The organism is Jeotgalibacillus alimentarius (genome assembly GCF_000829445.1).
GTDB lineage: Bacteria > Bacillota > Bacilli > Bacillales > Jeotgalibacillaceae > Jeotgalibacillus > Jeotgalibacillus alimentarius.
The window spans coordinates 419148-437996 of sequence record NZ_JXRQ01000015.1; the positions used below are offsets into that span (position 1 = coordinate 419148).

Below are 18849 nucleotides of genomic sequence, written 5' to 3' on the forward strand. Positions count from 1 at the left end.
TATGACATTTAAACGTACAAGTGCCGCCTCTGCAGCGATCCTGCTTGCTATGCCCACACTTCTGGTCTCAGCGGAAACGGACACTTCCACTGATACGCCGTCTGCTGAAGGTGAAGGCACGTTTGATCAGAAAACAGAAGTCGTCTATGCAACGCTTGATGCAGCCGGGGAGCAGGAAAATCTTTATGTGGTAAATCAGTTCACAGTGAATGATTTTGGTGAAATGACTGATTTCGGTGACTACACAAGCGTGCAGAACCTGACTGACCTGACGCCGCTTGAACAGGACGGGGAACAGATCACATTTACTGCGCAGGAAGAAGAGTTTTACTATCAAGGCAATATGGACGATAGAGCACTGCCGTGGGATTTTGATATCAGTTATTCTTTAAACGGTGAAAACACTGATGTCAAATCACTGATTGGTGAAAATGGACAGCTTGAAATCCAGGTTGATACTTCGAGAAATACTGAAGGCGAAGAAAGATTCTTCAACAATTATATGGTTCAGATCACGATGACTTTTGATGCTGACCGTTTTAAAAATATTGAAGCGCCGGATGGAACCATCGCATCTGCCGGTAAAAACAGACAGGTGACATTCACCGTCATGCCTGAAAAAGAAGAAAGCTTTACTGTGAATGCAGATGTGACTGACCTTGAAATGGAAGCGATTGAAATGGCAGCTGTCCCATCATCTGTTTCAATTGAAGCGCCAGATACAGGTGAAGTAAAAGAAGAAATGACGTCACTGTCTGATGCAACTGCTGAAGTAAACAATGGTGTAGGCGCACTGCAGACAGGAATTGCTGAATTGAACAATGGAACTGCCAGTCTCTACGACGGCTCAGCACAGTTCCAAAATGGGCTCAGTCAACTCTCAGGTAACGCAGGCGGTCTGATCGAAGGTTCATCATCCATTCAGCAGGCGCTGAATCAGATGAGCGAATCTGTCGGTGCGGGAATCGGTGAAGTGGATACAAGCCAGTTCAGTGAGCTTCCTGGCGCTTTTAGACAGATTGCCGGAGGTCTTGAAGAAGTAGGGAATGGCCTTACAACATTAAGTACCAACTATGAACAGGTTTACCACGCGCTTGATCAGGCGATCGCAGCAGTACCTGAACATCAGATCACAGAAGCTGAGATCGCAGCACTTTATGAAAGTGAAGCGGATGAAGCGACAGTTAATAAGCTTGTTGAAAGCTACAAGTCTTCACTTGCAGTGAAAGAAACCTACAGACAGACACAGGAAGCATTTGCTGCTGTGCCAGGTGCTCTTGGCTCAAGTACGGGAGCAATCAGCGAAATGAGCAGCACGCTTCATACAGTTGCGAATCAGCTTGAAAGCGGGCTCGCAGCAACCAATATGGATGAGTCACTCGGGCAGCTGCAGCAGGGTCTGCGGACACTTGCGGCTAACTACAGCGAATTTCATGCCGGATTAACTGAGTATACTGGCGGAGTTGCATCTCTTGAAGGCTCATATGGTGAACTTCACAGCGGTATCGGCGGTCTGACAGGCGGCACAGCTGAACTTGAAAGTGGAGCAGGTGCGCTTTACGATGGCACATCTGAGCTTGCTTCAGCAACAAGCGAACTGCCTGACCAGCTGCAGGAAGAAATTGATGCCATGATCAGCGAATTTGATAAATCAGACTTTGAACCAGTGTCATTTGTCTCCGAACAAAATGATAAGGTAGAAGCTGTACAGTTTGTGATTAAAACGGATAGTCTGAAAAAAGATGATACAGAAGAAGCAGAGGGTGAAGCCGTTAAAGAGAAGAGCTTCTGGGACCGGCTGATAGAACTCTTTAAATAAAATCCAATAAAAAAAGGTCTATCTGAGAAAATTCAGATAGGCTTTTTTTATTGTACATGCTTATTAATAAATTGCAGCGCAGCTTTTACATGACTGAAAGTGGTCAGGGATTTTATATCTGTCTGTAATGACGTCAATTTCTGTGCAAGTGACGGCTGGATGCCGGTGAAAATGGCGTTCGTACCTGTAAGTGTGATTAGTTTTTGAAGATCGAACAGGTGGCTGACTGCAATTTCATTCATCTCCACCAGGCCGGATAGATCAATGATCAGATAATGATCGTCAGTCTTCTGGAGATAATTCATGACATTATTGATCACCATCTCATAACGGTGCTCATTCAATTGTCCAATGATCGGCAAAACTGAGGCAGAATCATTAACCGGGACGATGGGTGTAGACATTTGTTCCATTTCCTCAAAGTATGTATCAAGCTGGTCTTTTTGCTTCATATTTTCAGTAATATCTTTCTGAACACCAACAAAATACACTTTATCATCTAAATATAATGGATCTATAAATAACTCATTCCAGAAAATTTCATTGTCTTTTGTATAATTTAAAATCTGCACATTCACTGATTCAGCCGCTCTTATGCTATCTCTCAACTGATTGACTGTTGCGGGATCTGTTTTTTTTCCCTGCAGAAAGCGGCAGTTACGACCGAGCACTTCTTCTTCACAGTAACCTGTCATATCAAGAAATCCTTTATTCGTATAAATAATCGGGTTATCAGGAAGAGAGGAGTCCGTTATAATCAATCCTGCTCTTGTATAATCAAGCGCTTTTTCTATAAATTTTGCGAGTTCTTTATTGTTTTCAGATAATATCAACTATGTCACCTGCTTTATTATTCTTACTTTCTATCTTACCAAACCGACGGGAAATGAATAAGTAATATGATAATTTTTACCCATAATACTTTAACTCTAATCCTTCGTAAAAATATATAAATTTATCATGTGTTCTAATTTTATTTATATTCACCCTCTTCAACCAGCGTTTTATGATTTACTTTTAGAACATTTGTTCGTATAATAAAAGTAAGAGGAGGAGTGGTCATGAAAGAAAAATTATCCCTTTACCGGCAGAGCGGCCTTACTGTTAAAATGATCTATATGAAAAATGATGGTGTCTGTTCTGAGAGACGCGTGTTGATCAGAAAGCTCGGTGAAACTTCTTTTACAGCATACTGCCTGAAAAGAAAGGCTGTACGTACTTTTCACTATGACCGGATCTTATCAATTAAACCCATCATCAAAAGAGAAAAACTGATTATCTGACCATATAAAAGAGTCCTCCCGGAAGCGAATGCTTCGAAAGGACTCTGACATACATATTATGATTCTCTCTTTTCCTCCATCCTTCTGATCTCCTCATACCGCTGGCGCTGCCTGTACCCGTACGTAGAAGATAACACGACCTCCTCATCCTCAAGTGCTGAACCAAGCGCGCCGATAATTGTAGCAATACTTGTTGCTGTCCAGGCGATAAAAAAGTAATTTACGTATCCAACCTCCGGAGACACTTCTGACTGCAGCAGACCCATCGGAATAAATAACACTACTGCACATGAAAATAATATAAACAGTAATACGTAATACAGACAGACTGCTACTAAAAGTGTGAGGAAGGTTGTGGCATTATAAAGTTTTCTGAGATGAGATGCTTTTTCTGTCTCACGTCTTCTCTCCCACAGCTTGTGTGCAGAAATAACCCAGAATACCATCGCCAGAATTGACACAATGGAGAGTAAAAACATTCGCCAGACGCTGTATTCATGACTTAGCATCCAGAGTGTTGGAAACACTAACGCATAAGCGCCTGTTGTAAAGGCCAGCATGATGACTTTTTTAAAGGACAAAAACATAACCCATGGTTTATTTGCGCGCACCATTCCAGTCAAAAGACGCAAAGCGCTGCCTGAATAAGAATTCACTTTAAATCTTACATCAATATTCTCAGTATTTTCAGGAGTTTCTCTTCTAATCCGTGAGATTTTATCAAAGCCTTCTCTTCCAACTAACCTTTTCGGATTTCTCGTTTTCAGGTTTTTATCTTCAGTCTGATCCTTTTTTTTCAGTTGCTGTTCAGCTTTTTGACGGCCTTCTTCAGAAGACGTGTAGAACATTTCATTTACCAGCTGCAGAATTGAATCCCTAACTCTGCGTGCGAGAGGAACAGCACCCAGGCCGGGAAGGCTGATTAATGCAATATCCGCTTCTTCATACGCTTCTGCAACAATTGCTTTTTTGTTGTGAAGCAGTGGCAGGTCTGTAATGGCTACAGTGAAATCCCATTTATTTTCGCCACTCTTTGTCAGAATCGCTTTCATGACTTCATCAGACTGATCAGTCCCTCCGGTCAGGGAATCAATTGAGCAGTCAATCCTCCATTTATGTTGATCATCAACATAATATTCGAGCAGTTCCGGAAGGTCAGCTTTCAGCGAATCAATTAATTCCTTCGGGTATCCCGGTGCTGCGATTAAGCCTAATGTATAATCCGATCCGCTCATCTTCTCACCCCGCTATTTTATTGATGTCTTACTTCTTTATCCTAAAATACAGGATTTAAAAACTCTCATTTTCGATTAATTTTTATAATGTCATTTAAAGTGTTGACCTTTACGCTACGTAAAGCCTTATGCTGTATTTGTCAGGAGGGGATTTGATGGAATATACAGTTCAGCAGCTTGCAAAGCTGTCAGGTGTGAGTAGCCGCACATTGAGGTATTATGATGAAATTGGTCTGTTAAAGCCGGCAAGACTCAGTTCATCAGGTTATCGGATATACGGTCAGAAAGAAGTGGATCTGCTGCAGCAGATTCTCTTTTACCGGGAGCTTGAGGTGAGTCTTGAGGATATCACCGGCATCATTCATCACCTGGACTTTGATCTGATTACAGCTTTGCAGCAGCATGTCCAGAAGCTGCAGGAAAAACATGACCGTCTTGAACAGATTATCTCAAATGTTCAAAAAACAATTGCAAGTAAAGAAGGAGGTACTCCGATGGCAGATCAGGAGAAGTTTGAAGGATTTAAAAAGAAAATGATTGACGAAAATGAACAGAAGTATGGAAGAGAAGTACGTGAGCAGTATGGAAATCAGGTTGCAGATGACAGCAATGCAAAAATGATGGGACTGTCTGAAGCTGACTTCAAACGGATGAATGAAGTAGAAAAAGAGTTCCTTGAAGAGCTGAAGAAGGCTTATGAAACGGGCGACCCGGCTTCACCTGAAGCACAAAAAGCAGTCGGTTTGCATAAAGAATGGCTCAGTTTTACATGGCCGCAGTATTCAAAAGAAGCGCATGCCGGCCTTGGTGATATGTACGTGAGCGATGAGCGGTTTACTGCTTATTACGATCGACACATTGCAGGCGGAACGGTGTTTTTACGTGATGCGATTCATATTTACGCAGCAAAATAATAGTTATTCAAATAGTCATTTACGGATTTGATAAACGATCCTGTAAATGACTTTTTTACTGTTAGTTGACCATGCAGTGCACCCCATCGTTTAAAATATGTATAAGGAGCTGATGAATCATGTACAGAGTCAGTGAATTTGCTGAGATAACAGGTCTGAGTAAAGAAACGCTCCGCTACTATGCAGAAGTGGGTCTTCTTGAGCCGGCTTATACTGATCCTGCTAACCGTTACCGATACTATGATGACGGAAGCTACTTTTTAGCAATACTTCTGACTAAGCTAAGACATTTTGGTTTCACCATACAAGAAATGACTGAAGTGATGAGGGATGAATCATTTGAAAATCTTGAAGTATTACTTTGGCAAAAGCGGAGAAAAATAGTGAATGAAATAGAAAACTTGAAAGGTAAGATTAAAGAAATTGACCAATTTATTGATTCAGGAAAGGATGAATGAGTATGATCACATGGAAAGAAGAAACGATGATTAATGCGAATATTGAGCAGGTATGGGAGTTATTTAAGGATAGAAACATCAAAAGAATCATGCCAAAAGTGATCTCCCACGAACTTGTGGAGGGAGAAGAAACCATTGCAGGTGCAAAGCATCAGCAAACGTACGGCGAAGGAAAACGCGTGGAGACCTATATAGTACATACCCTTGCTTATGAAGATCATGAGGATGAGAAATATAAGAAGGTGAACTTCATTCTTGGAAAAGCCTTTGACACAACGTTTTCTTTTAAGCTGTTAAAAGAAAGTGAGCAGCAGACCAAACTGATCTATGAGGGTCAGAATAAGGGGGCCAATTTTGTTGGGAAAGCTATGCTGAAGCTTGCCGGCAAAAAGCAGGATAACAAAGTTGTACTCGAATTTCTTGAAAGAGTCAAAAAAGAAGCGGAAAGTTCCTGAAGTGTGATTGAATATTCTTATTTTAAATGAATGTATTGACTTATCCGGTTGAATCACTTATATTTCAACAATCATTAAAATTTCATAACCATCTTCTTATGATGAGAGGCGGAGGGACTGGCCCTTTGAAGCCTCGGCAGCGGACTCAGATGATGAGTACTGTGCCAATTCCAGCAGGCGTTTGCCTGAGAGATAAGAAAAGTTGTTTGCTTATTCAAGCCTCTTCTTTTTCTTATTGGAGAGGTTTTTTTGTGTCCGGAAAATATTTCCTTTATACAGTGACTAATTAATTCGCTCTGTTAAATCTGGCTGTTGATTTCCGCTCCAATCACCAGCTGTGCTGAAACAATATTGGTCTTTAACAAAGCTAATTAATTATTACAGGATACGAATTTAAAACAGGAGGCAATGGATCATGAATGAGGAAAACATTAAAAGCAATCCGCTCGCGCTGATCCCGTTTGGCGTATTTATCTTACTTTTTATCGGATCAGGAATTTTAACAGGCGACTTTTATTTCATGCCTGTATTAGTTGCATTGTTCACAGCAATTTTAGTAGCAATGCTGATGAATCGGAAAACAGATTTTCAGACGAAAACGATGCAGCTGGCCAAAGGAGGCGGCCATCCAAATATTATTTTAATGGTTGTGATCTTCCTTTTAGCCGGGGCATTCGCTTCAGTCGCTGAAGGTGCCGGGGCAGTTGATTCCACAGTGAATCTTGGACTGTCACTGCTACCGCAGAATCTGCTGATTGTTGGGTTATTCGTTATCGCGTGCTTTATTTCCATTTCAATGGGGACATCAGTTGGAACAATTGTTGCACTTGCACCAATCGGGCTTGGTCTGTCAGAACAGACAGATATCGGTGTGGCACTCGCTATGGGTGCGATCGTCAGTGGGGCAATGTTTGGTGATAACTTATCGATTATTTCCGATACAACGATTGCAGCAGTCCGTACGCAGGGTACAAAAATGAAGGATAAGTTTAAAGCGAATATTTTTATTGTTTTGCCAGCAGCCATTATTACAGCGATTATCTTCGGGGTGCTGACAACAGGTAACAGCGCTTCCATCGATGGAGACAATCCTTACAATCTGATTCAGGTGTTACCGTATCTCGGCGTACTGATTTTTGCTGTTGCCGGTGCAAATGTAATTCTTGTTTTACTCGGTGGTATTATCTTTGCAGGTGTTGTCGGCTTAGCGCTCGGTCAGTACAGCTTTATGGACTTGATCGGTCTGATTGGAACAGGTTTTTCAAATATGCAGGAGCTTGCGATGATCGCGATTCTACTTGGAGGCCTCGTTGAACTGATCAGAGCGAATGGCGGAATTGAATTCCTCCTACAGGCTGTAACAACTCGTGTGAAGTCGAAAAAAGGTGGTGAAGCCGGTATTGCGGGGCTTGTCAGTACTGTAAATCTTGCAACAGCCAATAACACAATTTCTATTATTACTGCAGGTCCGCTGGCTAAGCAGATCGCAGATGAGTATGATATTGATAAACGCAGATCAGCCAGCCTGCTCGATATTTTCTCAAGCTCTGTGCAGGGGATCATTCCTTATGGTGCCCAGCTGCTGGCAGTCGCAGGAGTTGCAGGGATCTCGCCTGCTGAAATTGTTCCATACTGTATCTATCCGATTCTGATTGCATTGTCAGGTGCGATTGCAATAGGGCTTCAATTTCCGAGGTTTAAAAATAAGGCCGCGTGATCAGTAAAATATGAAGGGCTGCACGAAAAGTTATGATCTCATGAACCATTGGTGTAATCTTGTGAACAACCAGCATAATCTCATAAACACCTCAACTCAAAAAATTTCTCATCTTTCTCCTTGCACAAAAAATCCGAATCATGTATCATACCCATATACAATATATAGTAATTGAATTTGATAAACATACAACATATAGTGTTGCCAAAAGATAAGATGCGAGAGATCGCTTAAAAGGGAATCCGGTGAGAAACCGTAACTGCCCCCGCAACTGTATGTGCTGACGAAATGAACAGTCCACTGTATCAGAGAGCTCTTGTAAAAGGGTGCTGATACGGGAAGGGTTCAAAGTAGAGTGACGCACAAGTCAGGAGACCTGTCTTATTTTTTGTTTTCATTTCTTCGGGGTGTGAGGAAAGAAACGATGGCTTTATCAGACAGGTCCCAACCAGGGACTGTGTTCTTATAATGCGAATCGTTTGCTGACCGCCTATCCTGGATAGGCGGTCTTTTCGTATTCACTTACTTAGGTAAACCTGTTCAGGTGTACTGGCAGAATTCAGCTGATCCCTTGGAGCGGAAGGCGCAGACTCCCACGGAAAGGGTCAGCGGTTCTTGGAAAGATTATTAACATACTTAAAATCGGAGGGATCAATCATGACCGTAACTAAAAAACACAATCTCCAACAAACGCTGCAGACAATTAAAGACGCAGCAGTCACTCATCAGCTCAATGCAACTGAACTCATGCATCAGCTTACACAAAGAGAGGATAATGCCCGTGACTTTGCTATGCATTATGCACTGAACCGTGTTGCGATGGACGCACCGGACTGGACGTTCCTTGCAGCACGACTCTATCTGGATGGCTTATACGAACAGGCAGCTGCGAACAGACAATACAACCCTGCACAAAAGTACGGCAGTTTCCATCACCTGATCCAGACGCTGATACATAAAGACATCTACTCCGAAGAACTGAACGTATATTCAAAAGCAGAAATCGATGAACTGAACCTTGAGATTGCACCTGAAAAAGATCACCTGTTCAACTATATCGGACTCTTTCTGTTAGCAGACCGCTATCTTGCACGCGATCATGACCGCAGCCTGTATGAACTGCCCCAGGAGCGGCTGATGATTATTGCCATGCTGCTAATGAAGGATGAATCGCGCGATAAGCGGTTGAAGCTTGTCAAAGAAGCCTACTGGGCTATGAGCAATCTTTATATGACTGTTGCAACGCCTACCTTATCCAATGCCGGTAAAAAGACAGGGCAGCTCGCCTCATGCTTTATTGATACAGTGGAGGATTCTCTCGATGGTATTTATACAAACAACTGGGATATCGCACGGCTAAGTAAGGACGGAGGCGGAATCGGCGTTTACTACGGGAAGGTAAGGGCGCTTGGTTCTGATATTAAGAAGTTCAAAGGGAATTCATCCGGGGTGATTCCGTGGATCCGCCTTTTGAATAATACAGCTGTCAGTGTTGATCAGCTTGGGCAGCGCCAGGGTGCGGTTGCCGTTTATCTGGATGTGTTTCATAAAGATATGATGAACGGTTTCCTGGATCTGAAGACAAATAACGGAGATGAGCGAAGAAAAGCGCATGATATTTTTACGGGCGTGTCAATCCCTGATCTGTTTATGAAAAAGCTGGAGGAGACTGATGAAACGGGCCGCAGTATCGGCGAGTGGCATACGTTTTGTCCGCATGAAGTGAAAACAATCATGGGCTGGAAAGACGCTGAAGGTCAGCCGCTCGGACTTGAAGACTTCTACGATGAAACGGATCATCATTATTTCACTGAGAAATATGAAGAAGCGGTCAAGCATCCACTTTTGCCGAGAAAGACATACCGCGCAATGGATATGATGGCGCGGATCATGGTATCTCAGCTTGAAACAGGGACTCCATATATGTTTTATCGCGATGAAGTGAACCGTCAGAACCCGAATAAGCTGGAAGAAGGCAGAACGTCGATATACTGCAGCAACCTGTGTACGGAAATTGCACAGAATATGTCTGCTACAACGATTACGAAAGAGTACGAGGATGAGGAAGGGAATATAGTCATTGTCCGTAAACCGGGTGATTTTGTGGTGTGTAACCTTTCATCTATTAATCTGGCACGCGCTGTGAAAGGTGATGTGCTTAAGAGGCTGATTCCGATTCAGGTCAGAATGCTGGATAATGTGATTGATCTGAATCAGATTACAGTCGGTCAGGCACAGCGGACGAATAAGAAATACCGGGCGATCGGCCTTGGCACATTCGGCTGGCACCACCTGCTGGCACTTGAATATATTCACTGGGAGTCAGATGAAGCTGTTCAATATGCAGACAGATTGTATGAAACAATTGCTTTTGAAACAATTAAAGCTTCCAGCAGTCTTGCTCGGGAAAAGGGCGTATACAGTCAGTTCGAAGGATCGGAATGGCAGAGCGGACGATATTTTGAACGAAAAGGCTATCAAAGTGAAAAGTGGCTCACCTTACAAAAGCAGGTCAGCGAACAAGGAATCCGCAACGGCTGGTTAATGGCTGTCGCGCCGAATTCATCGACCGCTAAAATCGGCGGATCAACAGATGGCATTGATCCGATCTATGCGGTTGAGTACGCAGAGGAAAAGAAGAACTTCAAATTCAAAGTAACGGTTCCGGATCTTGATCACGAGACCTATGAATACTATAGAAAAAGCCGTCATGAGCTTGATCAGCTCTGGAGTATCCGTCAGAATGCTGCGCGTCAGAAACATGTGGATCAGGGGATCAGCTTTAACTTTTATGTGAAGCATACGATCAAAGCAAAGGAACTCCTGAATATGCATATGGCAGCCTGGAAGAACGGGCTGAAAACAACGTATTACGTCAGAAGTACATCACAGGCAGAAATTGAAGAATGCGAAGCGTGCCACAGCTGAGGAGGAATAATGATGACATTAACAAAAATGAAGCTGTTGAATCCGGAACATCCGAATAAATCGACAGGTATTATTAATGGGGAAAATTCAGGTCTGCTGAACTGGAATGATATTGCCCACCCGCAGATGTATGACCTTTATCAGACGCTGCTGTCAAACTTCTGGAAAGCACAGGAGATTAATATGCAGGATGATATTAAACAGTGGGATCACTTGAGTGAAAAGGAGAAGGATATCTTCCTTCGCATTAATACACAGCTGGCCTCACTCGACAGTCTGCAAACACCAACAATGAACCAGGTGATGGATTATGTAACGGACTCGAGCTTTAAAGCGATTTTTGCGGTAATCTCACAGCAGGAAGCGGTACACAATGAATCCTATTCCTATATTTTAAGCTCGCTTGTGCCGCTGAGTGAACAGAATCAGCGTTTTAACGAGGCAAAATCAGATCCGATTGTGAGAAAACGCAATGAATACATTTTAGAAGCTTATGAGCAGTTTAGAGAGCAGCCAACTGCAGAAAACCTCTTTAAGCTTGCGGTCAACTCTATCAATCTCGAAGGCATTTATTTTTATGCGGGCTTTGCATTCTTTTATCACCTTGCGCGCAATCAGAAGATGCTGAAGACGAGTACGATGATCAGTTATATTCAGCGTGATGAGATGCAGCACGCATATTTCATGTCACAGTTTATCAGAATTCTTTTAGCGGAAAATCCTGAACTGAATACTGCTGAAAACATTGATTATATCTATCAGTCTATTGGCAGGGCGGTTGAACTGGAAAAAGAGTGGTCCCGTGAGATCTTAGCTGGCATTGATGGGATTGATCTTAATGAATTTGAGCAATATGTAGAATATCTGGCGAACAAACGTCTGAGACAGCTTGGCCTTGAAAACTCCTTTGAAGAGATACAGAATCCGATGCCGTGGATTCAGGTGTTCAGTGATGAAATGATGAATGAAACAAAATCTGATTTCTTTGAGCAGAAGTCGAGAACGTATACAAAGGTGTCCTCTTCAAATGGATTTGATGAGCTGTGAAAACGCTGATTGTGTATGCAAGCAGAACCGGTAATACAGAACGGCTTGCGAACATCCTGTATGAAAAAAGCCTTGAGGCTGGTAATGAGACAGATTATGTTGAGGTTGGGGACGTTCATGTGCAAAAGTTGTCCTCCTATGAAGCATGTATAGTCGTAACTTATACATGGGGCAGCGGTGATTTGCCGAGGGAAATGATTCCTTTATTTAAAGCATTTGAACGTGCTGATTTGTGGCGTCTGGTCACTGGAGTCGCTGGAACGGGGGATCAGTGTTATCCGCATTATTGCGGAGCAGTCGACCGTTTCAGGGATATGCTGCATGCAAAGACTGATCTTGCGGTGACATTAAAAGTTGAACTGGCACCGCAGCAGTCAGACGTTGAAAAATGCAGTTTATTTATAGATAAGCTGATCGCTCGAAAACGTATACTTTTAAGTGCACATTAAAACCGTTGGGGATAAACGATTCCCAACGGTTTTAATTTAGCTGCCAGGCCAGTTGCTTTTATTGTCTTCGATCAGTCCAAGCAGCTTTTTTCTGCGTGATGATAATTGTTCTACGGCAGCTTGAAATTCATTTTCTCCTACCACTGGGATACCCTCTTTATTCAGTTCCGCAAGGTCAGGTACAGGAGGCGCATGTTTTGACGACCTGATGAATGTCCCGTTAAGCGTATTCAGGTAATCTTCAACAGAAGATCTGGTTTCTTTTAACAGCAGCGCATTGGGCCATGCCTTTTTATGAACGCCTTTCTCTATCAGCGTCAATGCTTCATCCAGTGTACTGACGGCAACTACGCCTTCAGTCTCTGAATTGATACTGTGATAATGATGGAGAATCGGATATGCCTGATGCTGCGCAGTTAATTTGCTGAGCTCGGTTGAAAAAGAATTCAGCAGCAGGTCAAGATTGTGAAGGTCTCTGCCATTCCAGGCGGAGGTCACAATATCCGTTCCACTTTTGCCGACTCCGCTCACACTTTGCGCAAAAGCTCTTTTTTGTGTGACCGCACTTAAAACTGACAATAGATAGGTCACAGCAAATGTAATCGAGAACATCCCTGTCCCTGTAGCTAGGGTCGTCAGTATTTTCCAGTTATCACCGTTTGGAACAATCTCGCCATTACCCAGTGTGAAGAAAACATAGCCTGTAAAATAAATATGGTCCATAAAGTCTGCGGGCAGTCCATTTTGTGTATTAAACAGTGAACCAAATTGACTTGCAAAGATCAACGTCCAGCCTGCCCAGAACATGATGACCCAGATGATAATAGTCATGACAAGGATAAGCGGGCCGGCAAGACTCAGTATGCTGGAGTTTCCCATGCTGATTCCTTTCATCACACGCCAAACCCCATTTGAAAAGGTGTTTGTCACAGGACCAGCCCCGCCTTCAACCCACAGCGTCGTCCAGATAAAATCAATGAGTGCGATCGCTAAAAGGGCTATGCCAATCCACATATACAGTTCATTCATCTTGCAGCCCTCCTCTGTTAAACCTTATAGTCTGCTATTTCCCTAATCGTTGTTTTTAAACAGGTGTGAAACCGGGAAGGATATACATACGTACAGTTATCATAAGGATGGTGGAGTGATCGATGGAATCGAGAATCGTATTGGAAAATGAATTAGCAGGCATTCAGAAATGGGAAAAAGATCAAGGTGGCGGATGGTTTTGGGATAAACTGATGCGACTGCCTTTTAAATTACTTGATAAGTTAACACCAAAATTTATTCAGAAAAAAATCGGGATGCTGCTTGATGAGATCGGCAGCTTTATTCAGACAGGCGGCAGATATCTCGCCAGTGAAAAAAGAGTGTACCGCTTTTTTGAAAAAACAACCGGTCATACAGTCCATGCGAAAGAAGATTTTCAGCACGTACCGCTCGAAGATATGAAAAAAGCATCGCTGAAAGTTGCCGCACGTATGAAAAATACTGCCACTGCACAGGGAGCCAGTACAGGAGTAGGCGGGATCTTCACACTCGCGATTGATATTCCTGCTATTTTGACACTTTCATTAACAACGCTTCAGGAAATTGCACTGATGCACGGCTATGATCCTGATGACAAAAAAGAGCGGGTGTTCATCATTAAGTGTCTGCAGTTTTCAACCTCTGATGTAGTTGGCAAAGAAGCGATTCTAAAAGAGCTGTCAAACTATCATCAGGGCTCAAAATCAAATGATGTGATTTCGCAAATCCAGGGCTGGCGTGAAGTAACGCTTACCTTTACTGAACAGTTCGGATTGAAAAAGCTGCTGCAGATTGTGCCGATCGCAGGCATTCTGATTGGTGCACTCATCAACAGAACGATGATAGATGAGCTGGCTGAAACCGGTACGATGCTCTATCAGAAGCGGAAGATTATGGAGCGGCTGGAGACAGCGGAGTAGGGGACAGAACTCCCTCAGACTGTTAAACTGTATCTATAACCTAAATACTGGGGGACATATGAAATGAAATCTGTGCATAGCGACATTCTGCAATTCAGGGGAACGCACTATGACTTTGGTTTTTTTCAGGGTGAGAAGCTGAGAGATTCACTGACTGTTAAAAACCGTGAAAAACAGTGGAAAGTAAGGATTCCGAGATTTAAAGTGGAGGAGCATGAGGTGAAGGATGCCATTACAAGAGTAGCTCCTGGTGTCTGGGAAGAGTTGCTTGGACTCCGTGATGCACTTGAGTGGCCGATGGAGCGGGTAATGATGGAGTTTGGCGGTTACAGAACCGATTACAAACGTTCCGGATGCTCGATCTTAACGGGAGATAATTATCTGATCAGAAACTATGATTACATGCCAAAAACCTATGAAGGACGCTACAGCTTTTATCAGCCGACTGATACGGGTTATGCCATTGCAGGTCCAACGCAGCGTATTACAGGACGGATGGATGGGATGAATGAGCATGGGTTGACGATGGGGTATAACTTCATGCATCGCAAAAAGCCTGGTGACGGGTTCATCTGCTGCACGATCGGACGTTTGATTTTAGAAGCGTGCGCCAATGTGGATGAGGCAGTGGCAATGCTAAAAGAGATTCCGCACCGGCATTCGTTCAGCTATACCGTTCATGACCGAAGCAACCGTACATATGTAATTGAGACATCTCCGCGCGGGGTGGCTGTACGCGAGTCAAAAGTGTGTACGAATCATTTTGAAATTATGAAAGAAGAAAATAGAAATCATCTTGTTGATTCAAAAAAGCGGCTCGATGCGATGAACAATAACCGCGCCAGGTTGAAGACGGCTTATGATGCATTCCGTCTGATGAACGATACAGATAAGGGCGTCTTTTCAGATCTTTACAGTCAGTGGGCCGGAACCATTCATACGTCAGGTTACCTGCCTGAAGAAATGAAAACGTGGTTCGCACTCGGCGGAGATCAGGAGCCGGTTGAATTTGATTTTGCAAAATGGCTTGATGGAGAAGACGTTCAGCTTGAGAAAATTACAGGTCTTGTAGATACAGATATTCCTTTCGTTCATATGGATGAAGGGGCGTATTGGAGTGCCGGAAAAAGTAAAGTGGGGAAATAAAACGGATAAGCCTGAGGGCTTATCCGTTTTATTTCTGTTGAGACGCTTTTTACTCAAGGGACTTTTCCAATCCGGCAAGCGCCCACCTCAGCACGTCTTTATCATCCGTATCCTTTGAATAGCGCAAAAGAACAGTCATCACAAAAGCAGCTTTGAAGCGCGCGAGCTCACGCGTCCGTTCATCTACTCCGCCATATGCATCGAAAAGGATTTCGCGTACATCGGCTGTCATACAGGCATACCCGATAGACAGATCAATGGCAGGGTGACCAATATGCGCATCACCCCAGTCGATCAATCCTGTGAGTACGCCTTGTTGAACAATCATATTCTTGGGGTGCAGATCTCCATGGACAGGCACTGAGCCCTCAGGATTCTCCCATTCGTTCAGGTCAATGATATAATTTTCAAGCTTTTCATAGAGTGCCTGGGGTATTACTGATCCAGCTTCCTCTGCAATCTTATAAAAATGCTTTTTACGCAGCTTAGTGGATAACCGCAGCAGATGATCAGGATCTGCATCCACGTAGTTTGCAGGCAGTGCATGCAATTTTTTAAGAAACTGTCCGATCCTTGCTGCTTCCTGATGAAGAAGATCTGTATCAGACGCTTCAGTCAGTACATGGCCCTTTATATGAGTAAATCCCACATAAGGATAATCCTCTCCTTCCGATTCCCTGAAGAAAACGGCTTTTGGATAGTCATAGCCGCCGTCAAACGCCAATGCTTCCAGACTGATGAGCATTCTTCTTTCAATCTCCATAGCCTCATAGCCCAGCTGTCTCCGCGGGAATCTGAATACCCATTCCTGATTGACTTCGTATACTGTATGATCAAAACCGGTACCGCACGGCTCCACCTGAACAGGCTTTAGTTGAGGAAATGCACGCTCAATTTTTTCTTTTGCCTTTTCAATTGGCACAGGGTGTGTTGCATCCCATGGATTCACATGTCATTCCCCCTTTTCTCACCATCCATCATACATCCCCGCAGAGAAAATTTGAACAGAATGATTTCCAATTATCAACGATTTAGTCTTTTGACCCAACATGCATATCTTTTGTCGTGAAATGACTCCTGTTATTGTGATAGTACAGAAATTTATGTAACAGATGTGAAAATATTTTTTGCTTTAATGAAAGCGTTGAATGCGATTACAATGGAATTCTAAAAGGGCTGTATTAGTATGAAACAGTTTCTGTAACACAAAAACAGCTTTGCTTTATTAAAGCGACTGTGATACTCTTTAACTGACAATTTCATTAATTTAATTTACTGGGGGAGCCAACCGGCTGAGACAGGCTTTTGCCGAACCCTTTGTACCTGATCTGGATGATGCCAGCGGAGGGAAGTATGCTTACATAACGTTATTTACATGTAAAAGCCACTTCCTTTAATAGGAAGTGGTGTTTTTTTGTGTAAAAGAAGAAGGGAGGCAGACGATGAGAGAGACATGGTATTTTCTTGATTCCGGTTACGGCACGCCATCTTTTAATATGGCAATGGATGAAGTGCTGATGAATTGGCATAGTGAAGGTAAGATTCCACCAGTGCTAAGGTTTTATGGATGGAAGCCGGCGGGTATTTCAGTCGGATTCTTTCAGAAAGTCGGCGGCAGTATAGATCTTGAAAATGCTGATAAGTACGGAGTTGAACTTGTACGCAGGCAAACCGGTGGCAGAGCAGTTCTTCACGATGATGAGCTGACTTACAGCGTGCTTGTGTCTGAAGACCATCCTGCAATGCCTAAGTCGATTAAAGAGGCTTATCTTGTGTTATCAAAAGGGATTCTTGAGGGCTACAGAGCGCTTGGGATACCGGCTGAATTCTCAATTCCTGAAGAAAAAAAGAAGCAGGCAGGATCAGCAGTCTGCTTTGAAGAGCCATCGTGGTATGAGCTGATGGTTGATGGTAAAAAAGCAGCCGGCAGTGCGCAGACGCGTAAAAAAGGCGTGATTCTGCAGCACGGCTCTATACCGATTTCTATGGATATTGAGAAATTATTTGATTTATTCATTTATCCTAATGAAAAAGTGAAGGAGCGGGCACGGCGTGCATTTACAAATAGAGCTGTTGCTATTAATGATGTACTTGAGCAGCCAGTTACATTTGATGAAGTGAAGCATGCATTCAAAGAAGGGTTCTTAAAAGGACTGGATATAGACCTGGAACCTTTTACACCACCAGAAGAGATGTTAAGAGAAGCAGCAGAGCTTGAGGAGAAGTATAAGAGTGAAGAATGGAGCTATAAGCGGGAAGGGAGACAGAAAGTATGACAAATGCAAAAGAACATGTGCGTAAACCAGAATGGCTGAAGGTGAAGCTGAATACGAATGATTCCTATAAAAAGCTGAAGAAAATGATGCGTGAGAAAAAGCTGAACACAGTTTGTGAAGAGGCGAAGTGCCCGAACATTCACGAGTGCTGGAGTGAACGTAAGACAGCCACATTTATGATTCTTGGGGATACGTGTACGAGAGCGTGCCGATTCTGTGCGGTTAAGACTGGACTCCCGAATGAGCTTGATTGGGGAGAGCCTGAACGTGTGGCAGAATCCACTGAAATGATGGGCTTAAAGCACGTCGTTGTCACAGCGGTTGCGCGTGATGATTTGAATGACGGAGGGGCTGCAGTGTTTGCTGAGACAGTGCGCGCGATTCACCGCCGCCTGCCGAGCTGTACGGTTGAAGTGCTGCCTTCAGATATGAAAGGTGATTACGAAAGCCTTCATACACTGATGGATGCTGAGCCGGATATTTTCAATCACAATATTGAAACGGTCCGCCGCCTGACGAAAAGAGTGCGGGCACGTGCAATGTATGACCGTTCACTTGAACTGCTTGCACGTGTAAAGGAAATTGCACCGAATATCCCGACCAAATCAAGTATCATGGTTGGTCTTGGTGAGACAAAAGAAGAGTTGATTGAAGCAATGGATGATCTGCGTGCACACAATGTAGATATCCTGACGCTCGGTCAGTACCTGCAGCCAACGAAAAAGCATCTGGATGTAGTACGTTACTATCACCCTGATGAATTCGCTGAGCTGAAGGAAATCGCACTTTCAAAAGGCTTTAAGCATTGTGAAGCAGGGCCGATGGTGCGTTCTTCTTACCACGCAGATGAGCAGGTAAGTGAAACATCTGCCCAGCGCCGCATTAAGTATTTAAAAGGCGTTGAAGCAGATGGCAGAACAGTAGACAATCTGCAGTAAAAATTGAATACAGTTAACCCACTGGGGGAGCCGGTTGAACCGGCTGAGACGGACTTAAAGTCCGGACCCTTTGAACCTGATCTGGATCATACCAGCGTAGGGAAGTGGACGTATGAACCTATTTGTATACGTCGCTTCCTATTTTGGGAAGCGGCGTTTTTTATTGAGGCACAGGGGGGACGGAGTTAACTGTGCCACTTTTAGAATCATTATAAAAATGACTCACTAAGCTCCG

Annotated in this window: 17 protein-coding genes and 4 riboswitches; of the genes, 13 read left to right on the forward strand and 4 right to left on the reverse strand. The window is 43.4% G+C overall.

Annotation, left to right across the window (positions count from 1 at the left end):
* The first annotated feature begins 1 nt into the window (after position 1).
* Positions 2-1819: a hypothetical protein gene (locus KP77_RS06105; protein WP_041121787.1), complete on the forward strand. Its 1818-nt coding sequence runs from the start codon at positions 2-4 to the stop codon at positions 1817-1819.
* Between the two features lie 47 nt (positions 1820-1866).
* Here KP77_RS06105 and KP77_RS06110 read toward each other — a convergent pair whose 3' ends face one another.
* Positions 1867-2652, reverse strand: coding sequence for a PAS domain-containing protein (locus KP77_RS06110; RefSeq protein WP_052473993.1), 786 nt, complete (start codon positions 2650-2652; stop codon positions 1867-1869).
* Between the two features lie 228 nt (positions 2653-2880).
* Between KP77_RS06110 and KP77_RS06115 the strand changes: the two genes are divergently transcribed.
* Positions 2881-3102 (forward strand): WYL domain-containing protein, encoded by a 222-nt coding sequence (locus tag KP77_RS06115; protein WP_041121788.1) that lies wholly within the window; start codon positions 2881-2883, stop codon positions 3100-3102.
* Between the two features lie 56 nt (positions 3103-3158).
* Here the strand turns inward: KP77_RS06115 and KP77_RS06120 are convergent, their stop codons facing one another.
* The gene (locus KP77_RS06120; RefSeq protein ID WP_041121789.1) at positions 3159-4337 is read right to left on the reverse strand and encodes an MFS transporter; all 1179 of its coding nucleotides are present in this window, start codon (positions 4335-4337) and stop codon (positions 3159-3161) included.
* A gap of 155 nt (positions 4338-4492) precedes the next feature.
* On the opposite strand from KP77_RS06120, the gene KP77_RS06125 reads away from it, so the two are divergent.
* The 7 genes from KP77_RS06125 (at position 4493) to KP77_RS06155 (ending at position 12305) form a co-directional block, all read left to right on the forward strand.
* Entirely contained in the window at positions 4493-5251 is a 759-nt protein-coding gene (locus KP77_RS06125) for a MerR family transcriptional regulator (RefSeq protein ID WP_041121790.1), read from the forward strand.
* A 119-nt stretch (positions 5252-5370) separates the two neighbouring features.
* Positions 5371-5709 (forward strand): MerR family transcriptional regulator, encoded by a 339-nt coding sequence (locus KP77_RS06130; RefSeq protein WP_041121791.1) that lies wholly within the window; start codon positions 5371-5373, stop codon positions 5707-5709.
* Positions 5710-5711: 2 nt separating this feature from the next.
* Entirely contained in the window at positions 5712-6164 is a 453-nt protein-coding gene (locus tag KP77_RS06135; protein WP_041121792.1) for an SRPBCC family protein, read from the forward strand.
* Between the two features lie 93 nt (positions 6165-6257).
* Positions 6258-6363, forward strand: a riboswitch (SAM riboswitch).
* 216 nt (positions 6364-6579) lie between these two features.
* Positions 6580-7881: a Na+/H+ antiporter NhaC family protein gene (locus tag KP77_RS06140; protein ID WP_041121793.1), complete on the forward strand. Its 1302-nt coding sequence runs from the start codon at positions 6580-6582 to the stop codon at positions 7879-7881.
* Between the two features lie 197 nt (positions 7882-8078).
* Positions 8079-8279, forward strand: a riboswitch (cobalamin riboswitch).
* A 259-nt stretch (positions 8280-8538) separates the two neighbouring features.
* On the forward strand, positions 8539-10809 hold the full coding sequence (locus tag KP77_RS06145) for a ribonucleoside-diphosphate reductase subunit alpha (RefSeq protein WP_041121794.1): 2271 nt from the start codon (positions 8539-8541) through the stop codon (positions 10807-10809).
* A 9-nt stretch (positions 10810-10818) separates the two neighbouring features.
* Positions 10819-11856 carry a ribonucleotide-diphosphate reductase subunit beta gene (locus tag KP77_RS06150; protein ID WP_407637913.1) on the forward strand — a complete coding sequence of 346 codons (1038 nt, stop codon included), beginning with the start codon at positions 10819-10821 and terminating at the stop codon, positions 11854-11856.
* A complete protein-coding gene (locus tag KP77_RS06155) occupies positions 11853-12305 on the forward strand; it encodes a flavodoxin domain-containing protein (RefSeq protein WP_041121796.1) in 453 nt (150 codons plus the stop codon). The genes KP77_RS06150 and KP77_RS06155 overlap by 4 nt, the downstream gene beginning before the upstream one ends.
* Positions 12306-12341: 36 nt before the next feature.
* Here KP77_RS06155 and KP77_RS06160 read toward each other — a convergent pair whose 3' ends face one another.
* Complete coding sequence (locus KP77_RS06160; RefSeq protein ID WP_041121797.1) at positions 12342-13334, reverse strand: potassium channel family protein; 993 nt, start codon at positions 13332-13334, stop codon at positions 12342-12344.
* 122 nt (positions 13335-13456) lie between these two features.
* Here KP77_RS06160 and KP77_RS06165 point away from each other — a divergent pair, with 122 nt between their 5' ends.
* On the forward strand, positions 13457-14254 hold the full coding sequence (locus tag KP77_RS06165) for an EcsC family protein (protein WP_041121798.1): 798 nt from the start codon (positions 13457-13459) through the stop codon (positions 14252-14254).
* A 63-nt stretch (positions 14255-14317) separates the two neighbouring features.
* On the forward strand, positions 14318-15400 hold the full coding sequence (locus KP77_RS06170; protein ID WP_041121799.1) for a C45 family autoproteolytic acyltransferase/hydolase: 1083 nt from the start codon (positions 14318-14320) through the stop codon (positions 15398-15400).
* 49 nt (positions 15401-15449) lie between these two features.
* Here KP77_RS06170 and KP77_RS06175 read toward each other — a convergent pair whose 3' ends face one another.
* Positions 15450-16349 carry a phosphotransferase gene (locus KP77_RS06175; RefSeq protein WP_041121800.1) on the reverse strand — a complete coding sequence of 300 codons (900 nt, stop codon included), beginning with the start codon at positions 16347-16349 and terminating at the stop codon, positions 15450-15452.
* A gap of 318 nt (positions 16350-16667) precedes the next feature.
* Positions 16668-16767: riboswitch (TPP riboswitch) on the forward strand.
* Between the two features lie 75 nt (positions 16768-16842).
* Here KP77_RS06175 and KP77_RS06180 point away from each other — a divergent pair.
* Positions 16843-17676, forward strand: a complete 834-nt coding sequence (locus KP77_RS06180) for a lipoate--protein ligase family protein (protein ID WP_041121801.1) — start codon at positions 16843-16845, stop codon at positions 17674-17676.
* Complete coding sequence (gene lipA / locus KP77_RS06185; RefSeq protein ID WP_039807743.1) at positions 17673-18614, forward strand: lipoyl synthase; 942 nt, start codon at positions 17673-17675, stop codon at positions 18612-18614. Before KP77_RS06180 ends, lipA begins: the two co-directional genes overlap by 4 nt.
* A gap of 13 nt (positions 18615-18627) precedes the next feature.
* Positions 18628-18734: riboswitch (TPP riboswitch) on the forward strand.
* Positions 18735-18849 lie beyond the last annotated feature (115 nt).

Excerpts from the sequence above, each read along its gene's own strand:
- KP77_RS06105 (WP_041121787.1), top strand. The coding sequence starts at position 2 with ATGACATTTAAACGTACAAGTGCCGCCTCTGCAGCGATCCTGCTTGCT.
- KP77_RS06115 (WP_041121788.1), top strand. The coding sequence starts at position 2,881 with ATGAAAGAAAAATTATCCCTTTACCGGCAGAGCGGCCTTACTGTTAAA.
- KP77_RS06120 (WP_041121789.1), bottom strand. The coding sequence starts at position 4,337 with ATGAGCGGATCGGATTATACATTAGGCTTAATCGCAGCACCGGGATAC.
- KP77_RS06125 (WP_041121790.1), top strand. The coding sequence starts at position 4,493 with ATGGAATATACAGTTCAGCAGCTTGCAAAGCTGTCAGGTGTGAGTAGC.
- KP77_RS06130 (WP_041121791.1), top strand. The coding sequence starts at position 5,371 with ATGTACAGAGTCAGTGAATTTGCTGAGATAACAGGTCTGAGTAAAGAA.
- KP77_RS06135 (WP_041121792.1), top strand. The coding sequence starts at position 5,712 with ATGATCACATGGAAAGAAGAAACGATGATTAATGCGAATATTGAGCAG.
- KP77_RS06140 (WP_041121793.1), top strand. The coding sequence starts at position 6,580 with ATGAATGAGGAAAACATTAAAAGCAATCCGCTCGCGCTGATCCCGTTT.
- KP77_RS06145 (WP_041121794.1), top strand. The coding sequence starts at position 8,539 with ATGACCGTAACTAAAAAACACAATCTCCAACAAACGCTGCAGACAATT.
- KP77_RS06150 (WP_407637913.1), top strand. The coding sequence starts at position 10,819 with ATGATGACATTAACAAAAATGAAGCTGTTGAATCCGGAACATCCGAAT.
- KP77_RS06160 (WP_041121797.1), bottom strand. The coding sequence starts at position 13,334 with ATGAATGAACTGTATATGTGGATTGGCATAGCCCTTTTAGCGATCGCA.
- KP77_RS06165 (WP_041121798.1), top strand. The coding sequence starts at position 13,457 with ATGGAATCGAGAATCGTATTGGAAAATGAATTAGCAGGCATTCAGAAA.
- KP77_RS06170 (WP_041121799.1), top strand. The coding sequence starts at position 14,318 with ATGAAATCTGTGCATAGCGACATTCTGCAATTCAGGGGAACGCACTAT.
- KP77_RS06180 (WP_041121801.1), top strand. The coding sequence starts at position 16,843 with ATGAGAGAGACATGGTATTTTCTTGATTCCGGTTACGGCACGCCATCT.
- lipA (WP_039807743.1), top strand. The coding sequence starts at position 17,673 with ATGACAAATGCAAAAGAACATGTGCGTAAACCAGAATGGCTGAAGGTG.